This window comes from Leptospira ainazelensis (assembly GCF_016918785.1).
Taxonomy (GTDB): Bacteria; Spirochaetota; Leptospiria; order Leptospirales; family Leptospiraceae; genus Leptospira; species Leptospira ainazelensis.
The window spans coordinates 1-11680 of sequence record NZ_JAFFPT010000079.1; the positions used below are offsets into that span (position 1 = coordinate 1).

The following is an 11680-nucleotide window of genomic DNA, read 5'->3' on the forward strand; positions in this document are numbered from 1 at the left end:
TTGTGAGAGTTCCTACTTTTCGAGAATTGTGAGAGTTCCTACTTTGTGAGAATTGTGAGAGTTCCTACTTTTTGAGAATTGTGAGAGTTCCTACTTTTTGAGAATTGTGAGAGTTCCTACTTTTTGAGAATTGTGAGAGTTCCTACTTTTCGAGAATTGTGAGAGTTCCTACTTTTCGAGAATTGTGAGAGTTCCTACTTTTCGAGAATTGTGAGAGTTCCTACTTTTCGAGAGTTGTAAGAGTTCCTACTTTTCGCGGTCTTCCCGACAAAAAGCCTCGTTATTTGGAACGCTCGTCCGGCGGAATCAAAGAAGGATCGAGAGCGGGCCCGTCCCAGAGCATTCTTATAAAATCGGGATCGGAGCGAAAGGTATTGAAATCGGAATCCTTCTCAAATTCTACGGATTCCTTTCCGAGAAAGAGCGCGATCTTCATATACTGAAGCATCTCTTCTTTGTTTCCGTTGAGCGCGTGAAGACAGGCCAGATTGAAGGCAAGTCTCGGATCGCTGATCGGATTTGGAATCATCTCTTGGATCAAGGAAAAAAAGCTAAGATCCTTGGTTTGTCCCGTATAGGCGATCAAATCGGCGGTAAAATATTCTCTCGCAGAATAGACAATCTTCGATTTGGTTCCTTCTACCGTTGCTTCTCCTACACCGAGAAAGGGGATCGTTTCGCTAAAAATTCTCGCGATCCAAGAAGCACGCTCATATTCTTTTTTGGAAAGAGAATCGTTAAACCTTCTCGCGCTTTCCATAAGAATAAAATTTCTCAATTTTTCTTGAAGTTCTTTGGAATCCTCCGAAATGGAGTCCAAAAAAAGGCGCGATTTTTTTTCCCATTGATTTCGAGTTTCCGGATTTTCGGTTTCGATTCCGTTCATAACTTCGGCCCAACGTTCTTGCCGATCTCTTTGCATCAAAGAGAGACAATTCCATTCTAAGAGAATACAAAGAAGAAGGATGAAAATTCGAAAAGGGTTTCTATACATGGCTCGGCCGTATTCCTATGACAAACCTTCCGGGGAAATTTTCTCTTTTTTTGTGGGTGAGAATCGACTTTTCTTTCGGAGAACAGAAAATCTTCAGTGGAAAACCGGTGGCCGGTGTTCCGTCCATGATGGAATTATAAAAAAATACTTTAGAAAAGAAGAATTTTCTGATATAGGCGGATCTTCCGCATAGGAAGTCCTACTTTTTCAAAGTGGTTCGATAGATGATATAATAGATTCCGTAGGAGAATCCAAGAAGACAAGCCGCCAAAAGCCCAAAAGGAGAAGAATGAAACTTTCCGTCCAAAAAATTTCCAAGATAAACCGAACCTAAGACGATCAAACAGAATTCCATTCCCAGACCCGCAAATTCCCAAGGAGAAACTTCTTTCTCCGTTGTTTTGGAATCTTTCTGAAAACCCGAAGGATCCTTATCTTTGTCCGAAGGTTCTAAATTCTTCTCTTCCATTGGGTTTATCGTAGAATCGTTCCGATCCGATTCCAACGAATCTCCATTCTCCAGATCCGATAACGAAGCGTCCTTTCAATCCACCCGGCCTTGCTTTCTTCTCTCACAAGACCGATTTCCGTAGGATGACAATTTTTAACGAGTTCTTCTCCCTGAAAACGCTCCGCAAATTCCGGACCTTTTTCGGCGAGTTCCTTCCCGCTTTTGTATTCGCAGACGTTGTCCTTCCAGTTGATGGAAAAATAAATGACGAGCGCTTTTCCGAGAATGTCTTCCCTTTTTACAAAACCCCAGGCGCGGGAATCGTGAGAATCGTCCCGATTGTCTCCGACGACCATATATTGATTTTCTGGGATTTCACAACCGATCGAAAAGTTACATTCGTATCCATCGAGACGTTTTCTGTCCTCTTCGTAACCTTCCAAGACAAAGTGTTCAAATCCCGGTTTTTTTTCTAAGAATAAGGATCGGGAAGGAGCGTAGAGATTGTCCAGATCTCCGAGCAATTCCCCTTCTTCCACTTCGACCGGATCGTAACCTTGAAACGTATCCGATCCTTTTTCCTTGTATTCGATGACTGAATAGTTTACGTTTCCTTTTTTTGTGGAAAGAAATTTCGAACTGATTCGAATCGTATCTCCGGGCAAACCTATCACTCGTTTCACATAACGTTTTGCGAAAAATCCGTCCCTGGTATCGCCCAGATTGAGCGCTCTTTGCGGAGGGGCAAACGTAACGATGTCCCCTCGTTGGGGGTTGTCGATCCGAAAGAGTTCAGCTTCCGTAAACGGCATTCGGATCGAATATCTCATCTTGTTTACGAAGAGAAAATCCCCGATTTTTAGGGTCGGAATCATCGATCCGGACGGGATATTATTCGCGTCTAAAACCGAGGATTTGAAAGCAAATACCAGGATCACGATGAGAATAAAGGATAAAGTAGAGCTAAGAGGTGATTCTTCTCCAAAAGAGGAATCTTTTGATTTTACCTCGGGTTCCAGGTTCATAGGGAAAGCAAAAAGAATCTCACTTCAGTTGTCAATCCTGCCTTAAAAATTCTATCGGTTTTTCAAAAATCACCGATACTTTCTATGTGAAAGAGCAGATAGACCGTAAACTCATCGAACTCAGAAGGACCCTCGTTTCTCTCACCGATCAGTACCCGATCTGCGGGCTCAAGGGCGGAACCGAAACCGAGGACATGGACGCGGATGAAATCCGAATTCTCCACTTGGCCGCAAAGGATATCATTCCGGTTACAGTGAAGATCGGCGGGCCCGAGGCGAGGACGGATATCCGGATGCTCGTCAAGGAAGAGATCGAAGGCATCTGCGCCCCGATGATCGAATCTTCTTACGCACTCAAAAATTTTATCCAGACTCTCAAAAGTATGCTCACTCCCGTAAACTACGGGAAGGTTTCGAAATCGATCAATCTGGAAACCATAACCGGTTATAAGAATCTGATCGAAATCGCGGACTCCCGCGCCTTCCAAGATTTGGACCAAGTGACCGCGGCTCGTTCGGATCTTTCAGCTTCTATGGATCTGATTCCGGACGACGAAGAAGTGATGAGAGTCACAAAAAATATCGTCTATCTTTCGAGAGAAAGAGGCAAAAGAACTTCCGTCGGAGGGACGATCACCAAGTCGAATTTTAGAAAGATCTCGGAAATCATAGCGCCCGATCTGATCAATTCCAGACACGTCGTCGTAAACGTCGCGGAATCGTTGAAAAAAAATCCGGAGGAAGTCGCGGAAGCGATGTTGTTCTTTGAGATCGAACTCTACGATCTGCTTTCCGTCTTAAAACCCGAAAAGGCTTTTTCTTATAAGAATAGAATGGAAACCAATCGGGAAAGAATCGGAGCCAGAAAAGTTCTCTATTCGATTCGATAAGAATGGCGAAGGATACCCGGGATCTCATCTTAAAAACCTCCCTGAAACTTTTTTCGGAACAGGGTTATCACGGAACCACGATGAGACAGGTCGCCGCAAAGGCTGGAATGTCTTTAGGACTCGCCTATCGATACTTCGATTCCAAAGAAGCGATCTTGGAAGGTATCATAGAATCCCATGATAAAATTCTAAAACGTTATATCCCGGACGAACTCGTCGCCAATTCTTCGAGAGAGGACGTGATCGCGCTCGTTTCCGAAAGCCTCATCACCCTCGTAAAAGAAAACGAGGACTATCTCCGTCTCTACTGGAATCTGATGCTTCAGCCGAAGATTCACAGACTAAAACGAAGAAACATTCATCTTGTGAATATGATCTTTTTTGAAACTTCCAAAAAAACGATCCGTGTCATCAAACCGAACTACAGCGAATTCGAAATCAAAAATCTTGCGTCGACTACGATCGGTTATATGATCAACTATCTCACGAACAAAAAAGAATTCTCCCTCGACGATTTCAAAAACTACCTTGTCTATACCCTAAAAAATACTTAACTCGCGACCCGGAACGCGATCCATAGGCCGCATCGAATTTAAAAACGAGCTTGGGCGCTCCTGCTTGCGAAAACTGCGAAAGCGATGTGAGATCGAAAACGCGCAGGACAGGCTTGTTCCGCGCTTCGCTAACGCTTCGGTCGTCTCAGGGAGACGACTGCTTCGCACGCTCCACATCCTTAGCGCAGATTTCCATTCTCACAAATGTCCGATCGTAAAGAATCGTATTTTTTCTCGTTTCGCCGTTCCGCTTTGCGATCCACGGGAACCGTTATCGGTATGGGACAGATTTTTTTACATTCGGAACGAAAAATCAGATCGGCCTTAGTCGAATCGAGAATGAACGTAGAAACCATTCTATTTCCGGAGTGGTATTACAACGCCTTATCGCCGGAACAAAGAAAGGCGCTTCCGAAGCGGATCCTTCCTCTTCTTAGAAGATACCAAAAGCTGATGCTATCTAAAAAAAGAATCAATCCCAAGGCAGGGAAAACTCTCTATCAGAAAACCCAGGGAATGGTTCGAGTCAATGTAAGAATCGATACGGGGGTCTGGGCTGTTTTAGGCGTTCTTTCCGCAGCCCATGGTGTTTCGCGGTGTTTTATGGTAAACTACCTGTTGTGGCTGGACGATTCCGGAGTCGGAGATTCTATCGATAAAACTTTGAATGTGGGATCTCCTGCCTTCCACGATAATTACAGTTATATCTGGCACCTCGATCTACTCAAAAACAGCATCACCCGCACAATCGAGTTCGAACCGAATCCAATCTGGGTCATGGAAAGAGATTATTATTCATAAAACAAAACCGGAATCGAAAAAAACCGATCCAGGCATCGCGCACCGCAAAATTGATAAAATCAATTCTGCGTTAGCCGTATCCAAACAGAATTCAAATCAAACCGGCAAACCCTAACCCTCTCCAAGGAGGCCGCCAAACATCAAAGGAATATTTCCTTGCCAGAGAAACTTTCTCCCTTAGCCTCAGTCCGAGTGAAACGGATCCTATTTACAGAGTTTTTTCCGGAAGGGAATTTGGAAAAATCCGTCGCCGGTCCTTGTGAAGCCCTTCTCGAAGCCGGAGAAAAACCGCCGGGTCTTTCGGAATTGGATTGGCTTTGTTCCAAAGGTTTGGTTTGGATCGACTTAGATTCCGCGGAAGGAAGCGACCTGGACTTTCTCGCAAGGGAATGCAACTTCCACCCTCTCGCCATAGAAGACTGCATCAATAAAAATCAAAGACCGAAACTCGACGAATACGGATCTTACATCTTTATTGTCCTTCATCGTTTTCAATACGACGCCGAGAAAAAAATCCTTAGAAACAACGAGATTCATATCTTTTTTAACGAAAAATTCGTAGTTACCGTTCATCAAAAAGAAGAACCTTTGATCGAACAACTCAGAGCACGTTGTATGTCACAGGGAAACCCGCTTTCTCGAGGGACCGATCAGATTCTTTACCTACTCTTCGATCAAACAGTGGACTCCAATTTCCCGATTTTGGATAGGATGAGCGAAGAAATCGTAAAAACTGAAACTCAGATTCTCGTCAACCAAGACAGCCAGCAAACGATCGCCGGAATTCTTTATCTCAAAAGAAATCTTACTCGAATTCGAAGAGTACTTTCTCCGCAGAGAGAAATCGTAAACAGCCTCATCCGAAGAGACAATCGGTTCTTAAGTCCGAAAATTCAGCTCTATTTTCGAGACGTCTACGATCACCTCAGTCGTTTGTATGAGACCATCGATATGGATCGCGACCTTTTGGGAAACACGATGGATGCGTATTTTTCAGTCATTTCCCAGAGAACAAACGACGTAGTAAAAAGACTCACTTTGATCAGTTTGATCTTTATGCCTCTTACTTTTCTTACGGGTTTTTTCGGGATGAACTTCACCGCCATTCCCTACGACAGCACGCTCTTTCTCATCTTTACGGTGTTAGGAGCCGGCCTTATTCCTCCGGGGATGATCTATTGGTTTCGAAAAAAACATTGGTTCAAAGGATAAGATTTTTTTTGAAGAATCAAATCCGATCTCCAAAAACGAAACCGGTTTGATACGGAAGAATTTTCGACCCGATCTTTAAACCCGAATCTGCCCGTTTCCTTTTTTAGAAAACTCCCGAAACGTTTCGAAAAGAAATCGCACTCGAAACTTGCCCAAAACTTGTCGAACTCAAATAGAAACAAAACGTTTGAGTTTCACGAAATGTAGGAACTCCAATAAAAATTGAATAACAATAATCGGTTAGAAAGTTCATAGATCGGTCAAAGAGACGTAATCTGTGGGAACTCCATCGTTTTATTACGAGCTTTCGGAGCGCTCTAAATGTCGCTTTTTAGAATCTTGGGACAGGATCAAAAACAAAAGACGGACCTCCCGTTTTTATCTGAGAAGTGATTCCTTCAGCCAAAAACAATGTGGAAGAAAAACGTCGGAGTAAATCCGATCTACTTCTTTTTCCACACGAACCGATTGTTCCGACAAATTGTTTCTTACAAAAAGGTGTTTGCAATCAGAGTTCGCAAGTACCGTTCAAGACCCCGACGACATCAAACCCCGTTTTCCCGAAATCTTTCCCTTAGATTGGAAACGTATTCCCGACCCACCGGAAGAACGGTCTCGTCTTCGTCGTTCAAGAAGACCTCGTAACCTCCTCCTGCGTTCGACTTCATACCGGAAATATATTCTAAATTCAGAATGTATTTTTTGTGGATTCTTAGAAAACGATCGGGAGGCAGTTCGGATTCCATATCCCCTAAAAGTTTGGACGTTTCGTGGTCCTTTTCCAAACTGTGAAGGATACACTTCTTTCCGTTTGCGGTAAGATAAAGAAGTTTGGAAAGGGAAAGTCTGTGCAAAACCCCGGACTCTCGGAAAAACAAAAAGGCTTCCACCTTGTTTCCCTTTTTTCGAAAGGATAAAAATTCTTCAGCCCTTGTCATCGTCTCTCGAAATCTTTCCCTTGAATAAGGTTTTAAAAGATAATCCAGGGCCCCCGCTTCAAAAGCGTGTAACGCGTGATCGCGATACGCGGTCGTAAACACAAGAGCGGGAGCAACCTTACCCCTTTCTTCTAAAACTTGAATCCCCGACTTTTCAGGAAGATTTACGTCCAAAAAAATGAGATCAAAGGTTTTTCTGTCGAGAATTTCGAGCGCTTGACGCCCGTTCCCGACGACGGCTTCGATTTTAAAAGAAGGCCATTCTTCCAAATATTTTCTCAACAGTTCCCTCGCGGGAATCTCGTCTTCCACGATCAATACGCTAAAATTTTGTTCGATCATATCGAGTACTCTAAGAGAACCGTCGTTCCTCCGGTTTTCCCTTCTTCCAATTTTAATATAGCGTCTCTAAAATTATAGTCAAGCCTTGCTTGTATGTTTCTCAGTGTACTTCTTATAGCGCTCATTCCAAATCCACCTCCGCCGGGACTCGTATACTCTCTTTTGGATGTAGATATGGTCCCGTTGTCTTCAACGGAAATTCTAATTCTTCCATCCTTAGCTACCGCTTTTACGTAAATTTTTCTCTGAATGTTCGCCGAACTTTCAGAATGTTTAAAACTGTTCTCCACAAGCGGTTGAATCGAAAGAGGAGGAATCGAAATTCCCGAAAAATCTCCGTCGCTTTCCATCTTGAGTTCCATAAAATCCGCAAATCGGATCTTTTGAAGTTCGAGATAATTTTTTGTAAACTCCCATTCCTCCTTAAACGAAACCAATCTCGCGGAATGTCTTTCCGTTAAAAATCGATACGAATCCGACAAAAGAAGAATCGCACGATCGGCCCTCGCCGGATCTATCTCCAATAGAGCGTGAATCGTATTCAAAGTATTGAATAGATAGTGAGGATCCATCCTGGATTGTAAGGCGGCGTAGTGAAGATCTTTGAGCGCGCTTTCGGATTCTTTCTTTTTTTCGATAAGAATCTGCATCGACTTTTCCAATACTGAAATAAAAAGCGCAAGAATCAAAGAGCTAAGAAGAATGTTGTAAGAGCCGCCGTGTTCCCTTCCCGGACTTTCATCGGAAAGAGCGATCGCATGAAGAATTCCACCCGCAGCCACTCCGATGATCGCCGCAAAACAGGAAGCAAGAAGCAAGGTGATTCCGGATTTTAAAAATCCGTGTTTATGCCCGGACGAATTCAGAGATTCTACCGTCATCTCAACGATCCCACACACAAAATGAGTAGTGATCTGAGTCGCAAGAAAAACCTTCCAAAACGGAGAATTGGAATTATGCGCGATCAGGAGAGAATTCATCGTTCCGATCACTGTGTTGATGGAGAACCAAAAGAATAGTTTAAACCAACGTATGCGACGGCCGGAGTTTATCATTTTCACCTGCTTTTTAGAGAACATCTAAACCGATATTTTATTTCACGTCATTCCGGATTTGATCCTTTAATTCCCCAAAACAGGGAGTTCATTTCCGATACGGCCATAATAACAGGAAAAGAATTGCCCTCGTTTGTTTTTTTTAAGAAGAAAGAAACTAGGATGAAAACACAGAAAAAATTGACGGAAAAAAGTTTTTTTTTCTTAGTAACGGTTCAGGGGAATCATGAAAAGAACTCAAATCTACCTCATTCCGTTTTTATCCGTCTTTCTGGTCCAAAGTATGAACGCTGAACAAGTCGTTACAACGAAAAAAGACGAACCGGACGCTTATTACGGATTAGACGTAAGGGCCGTGATCTCGCCTTCTTACGGTTATAAAATACAGAACGAACCGACCGCTTTGGCCACAACGGGACAAAACGCGCCCGCAAATCCTTATATGAGTCAGAACGATAGATCGGGTTTTTCGACACCCTGGACTCTTTTGATGATCTCGAAAACGTTTCAAGAAACCGGAATTCAAACCGAACTCTGGGGAGAATTGATCCGCAATTCCCAGCTAACATCGGATACACGAAGCGACGGCGGAACAAAACAAAATCCTTATATTATCAGCGTTCGTCGCGCTAGCGTAAAAAAAACTTGGGAAACTTCCATAGGAAGTTATACTCTTAACTTCGGAATGCAGGAACTTCCTCATACGTATACTCAGTGGAGCAACTTCTGGAGATGGAGATATATCGATCGCACCCCGCTTGAGTCACTTGGGTTTGCGCCTCAACCTGCGGATATAGGTTTAAGCGCGACCGGTAAATGGTCGATCGTAAGTTCCCAACTGATGGTAAGTAACGGAGAAGGTTATAAAGAAGCCCAAAACGTGAATTCCGCCGGAATGGATGTTTCCGCAAGACTTTCCGTCGAACCGCAGTTAGACGACAAGACTAAGGCCGGTATTCACCTTTTTTACAGAAAGGAAAATGCCGCCGGATCCGCAGCTTACGAATGTTATGAGGGAAAAACCGGCTGTCTTCCGAACGACCTAAATATAAACACCGTCCTCGTAAAAAATAAACGCGCTCTCCAATCGGATACGGTCGGATCGGAAGTGAATTTTGTATGGACCGGAAATCTCAAATGGAATTTAGGATTGGGAGCCTTTTTAAAAAGGCAAAACGGAGGAGAGATCAGAGATCGTATGCAATTCTACTCAAGTCCTCTGGTCTATGGAAAGGATAGTTTTGGAAAAAGCGCTTACGCTTGGCTTTCCTTCGGAATCGGTGATTTTACAATTTTAGGAAGATACGAAAGAGGAACGGGAAGCAACGGTACCTTGGGAACGACGGAAACTAATCAGAAGGAATTTATACCCGGATTTGGAGTTCCGACCTCGAACGGACCTCTCTCGACGCAGATTCAAAATTCTTTAACCGAAACAAATTTGAACGGGTATTCCAGCAAGAGTTCGTTTCGTCGAGTGAGCGTCTTTTTGGAATGGATGGTTTCACATCAGTTCAAATTAGCGTTGGGTTATTCCGAAAACAAAAACTTCGATTCCAATGGAGTCGGGCAAAATGTTTACGTGGACCAAGCCGGGAACGCAAGGACGCATAAGGATTATTTGGCGCAGTTTAGCGGAGTCGGGAACGTAGGAGTGCTTGCCTACTCGGCTTTGGACAGGTGGATTCTTTTAAGAGCCACCATTGAGTTTTAAATTAGGAGATTGTTATGAATCACAAGACAAAGATCGCTTCGATATTGATATCCCTCGCCATGACCGGGGGCTCTATCGTGCTCCTTAGTCAGGAAACAAAAACAGGAGACGCAAAGGTTGGCTTTTTATTAGGAAAAGCTCATGTTCAAAAAGCCGGTAAGACCGCTTGGGAACCTCTAAAGTCCAACGATTTTGTGGATGAAGGCGACTTAATTTCCACAGGAAACGGTTCGAGACTGACAGTCGTATATAAAGGTTCCGAATTCAAAATTCAGCAAAATAGCAAGATCAAACTCGCAAGTCTTCACGGAGAATCCAAAGACGGAAGAATCGAAGTGAACCAAGGTTTTGCCTGGTTTAAGGTAGTCGGATTAAAAGGAAGAAAGTTCAACGTTGCAACCGCGACTTCCACAGCCGGGGTAAGAGGAACCTCTTTTTCGGTCCTCTTTGATCCGAAAACAAAGGATTCTTCTTTCTGTACTTGTGAAGGAAGTGTTGCGGTTTCCGACTCGGAAGGAACGGAAATTCTTCAGGAAAAAGGAAGGGGAACGATGATCTCCGCAAAGGATTCCGAAATGAAAAAAGTGGAATATGAAGGAATCATAAAGAAGTTAAAAGCCCTTTCCGGCTTTGAAGCAAGATTGAAAAAGAACGCTTCCCTTAAAAACTGTCTTTCCTGCCACACTCCGGAAGGATGGACTCCTCCCGACGACGTTCAAAGGGACGAAACTTACGGCAAACAGTAATCTCTTATATTCTTATAAGACCAGAACCACAACACTTGTTTCGGCCCGGGTGCAACCCGGGCTTTTTTTGTTTTAAAACGCGGTCCCGCCTAACAAAGTTTATTCGATGCTTTGTCGGAAAGCGGCGTCTCGCTAGTAGCTTCCTAAGAATCACTTGACTTTCCTTCCATTCCGGTTTATAAAAACATCCTTCAAAAAGAAGAAGGAGTAATTATGCACCCGGAATTAAACATCAACTACTTGGCGGTTTTGGCGGCGGTCGTCGCAAACTTTATCATCGGATCTCTTTGGTATGGACCTATCTTCGGAAAACTTTGGATGAAAGAGATGGGAATTCCCGCCGACTTCAAACCGGATCAAAAGGAAATGTACAGAGCGATGGGAATGATGGTGATCGGTTCTTTTTTAACCGCTTATGTATTGTTTTATACGACTAACGTTTGGAGAGCCTCTTCTTGGCACGCAGGAGAAGACAGCCCTGCTTACGTCTACGGATTCTTTTCAGGGTTTTATACTTGGTTGGGATTTTATGTTCCGCTGTGTATCAACTCGGTCGCCTTTGAAGGTAGATCCTGGAAGTTTTTTTCGATTGGAGCGGGATACTATTTCATCTCTCTACAAACGGTTGCGATGATTCTTTCCTATTGGAGAACCTGAAACAACTCCTACGATTTGCGAACGAATCCGAACTAGGATCGGATTCGATACGTCGAAATTCTCTTTCGTAAGATTTTCATTCTTACACTGATTCTCTTAGAAGGTTTTAGTGGTGCGACTTGAGTATCATCAGAGTCATTCTAAAATTGATCCCGATAAATCTCCAAAACTGCCATAGGAGAGAGGTTCTAAAATATTTAGTGATTCCGTTCGGGACCGAGGTAAAATCTCCTTGGGTGTAGGCGTCCCTTAACTTCTCGTTGTTTTCGAGTATGAGTTCCGTTTCTTCCTGTGTATCCAT

At 43.5% G+C, this 11680-nt stretch carries 13 protein-coding genes; 7 read left to right on the forward strand and 6 right to left on the reverse strand.

Annotated features, from left to right (window positions below):
• Positions 1-280 precede the first annotated feature (280 nt).
• The 3 genes from JWG44_RS18950 to lepB all read right to left on the reverse strand — a co-directional run bounded on the left by JWG44_RS18950 (position 281) and on the right by lepB (position 2470).
• A complete protein-coding gene (locus tag JWG44_RS18950) occupies positions 281-994 on the reverse strand; it encodes a TPR end-of-group domain-containing protein (RefSeq protein WP_232371748.1) in 714 nt (237 codons plus the stop codon).
• Positions 995-1193: 199 nt separating this feature from the next.
• On the reverse strand, positions 1194-1463 hold the full coding sequence (locus tag JWG44_RS18955) for an AtpZ/AtpI family protein (protein ID WP_205276638.1): 270 nt from the start codon (positions 1461-1463) through the stop codon (positions 1194-1196).
• 5 nt (positions 1464-1468) lie between these two features.
• On the reverse strand, positions 1469-2470 hold the full coding sequence (lepB, locus tag JWG44_RS18960; protein WP_205276639.1) for a signal peptidase I: 1002 nt from the start codon (positions 2468-2470) through the stop codon (positions 1469-1471).
• Positions 2471-2556: 86 nt separating this feature from the next.
• Between lepB and JWG44_RS18965 the strand changes: the two genes are divergently transcribed.
• From JWG44_RS18965 to corA, 4 genes are all read left to right on the forward strand, one after another.
• Positions 2557-3360: an aldolase gene (locus tag JWG44_RS18965; RefSeq protein WP_205276640.1), complete on the forward strand. Its 804-nt coding sequence runs from the start codon at positions 2557-2559 to the stop codon at positions 3358-3360.
• A gap of 2 nt (positions 3361-3362) precedes the next feature.
• Complete coding sequence (locus JWG44_RS18970) at positions 3363-3914, forward strand: TetR/AcrR family transcriptional regulator (RefSeq protein ID WP_205276641.1); 552 nt, start codon at positions 3363-3365, stop codon at positions 3912-3914.
• A gap of 279 nt (positions 3915-4193) precedes the next feature.
• On the forward strand, positions 4194-4715 hold the full coding sequence (locus JWG44_RS18975) for a DUF1564 domain-containing protein (RefSeq protein ID WP_205277063.1): 522 nt from the start codon (positions 4194-4196) through the stop codon (positions 4713-4715).
• 192 nt (positions 4716-4907) lie between these two features.
• Positions 4908-5927, forward strand: coding sequence for a magnesium/cobalt transporter CorA (gene corA / locus JWG44_RS18980; RefSeq protein WP_205276642.1), 1020 nt, complete (start codon positions 4908-4910; stop codon positions 5925-5927).
• A gap of 545 nt (positions 5928-6472) precedes the next feature.
• Here corA and JWG44_RS18985 read toward each other — a convergent pair.
• Positions 6473-7207: a LytR/AlgR family response regulator transcription factor gene (locus tag JWG44_RS18985; RefSeq protein ID WP_205276643.1), complete on the reverse strand. Its 735-nt coding sequence runs from the start codon at positions 7205-7207 to the stop codon at positions 6473-6475.
• Positions 7204-8262, reverse strand: a complete 1059-nt coding sequence (locus JWG44_RS18990) for a sensor histidine kinase (protein ID WP_205276644.1) — start codon at positions 8260-8262, stop codon at positions 7204-7206. The genes JWG44_RS18985 and JWG44_RS18990 overlap by 4 nt, the downstream gene beginning before the upstream one ends.
• 226 nt (positions 8263-8488) lie before the next feature.
• Between JWG44_RS18990 and JWG44_RS18995 the strand changes: the two genes are divergently transcribed.
• The 3 genes from JWG44_RS18995 (at position 8489) to JWG44_RS19005 (ending at position 11379) form a co-directional block, all read left to right on the forward strand.
• Entirely contained in the window at positions 8489-9976 is a 1488-nt protein-coding gene (locus tag JWG44_RS18995; RefSeq protein WP_205276645.1) for a hypothetical protein, read from the forward strand.
• Between the two features lie 14 nt (positions 9977-9990).
• On the forward strand, positions 9991-10722 hold the full coding sequence (locus JWG44_RS19000; protein ID WP_205276646.1) for a FecR family protein: 732 nt from the start codon (positions 9991-9993) through the stop codon (positions 10720-10722).
• Positions 10723-10935: 213 nt separating this feature from the next.
• On the forward strand, positions 10936-11379 hold the full coding sequence (locus tag JWG44_RS19005) for a DUF1761 domain-containing protein (RefSeq protein ID WP_205276647.1): 444 nt from the start codon (positions 10936-10938) through the stop codon (positions 11377-11379).
• A 106-nt stretch (positions 11380-11485) separates the two neighbouring features.
• On the opposite strand, the gene JWG44_RS19010 is transcribed toward JWG44_RS19005, so the two are convergent.
• Positions 11486-11680, reverse strand: coding sequence for a hypothetical protein (locus JWG44_RS19010; RefSeq protein ID WP_205276648.1), 195 nt, complete (start codon positions 11678-11680; stop codon positions 11486-11488).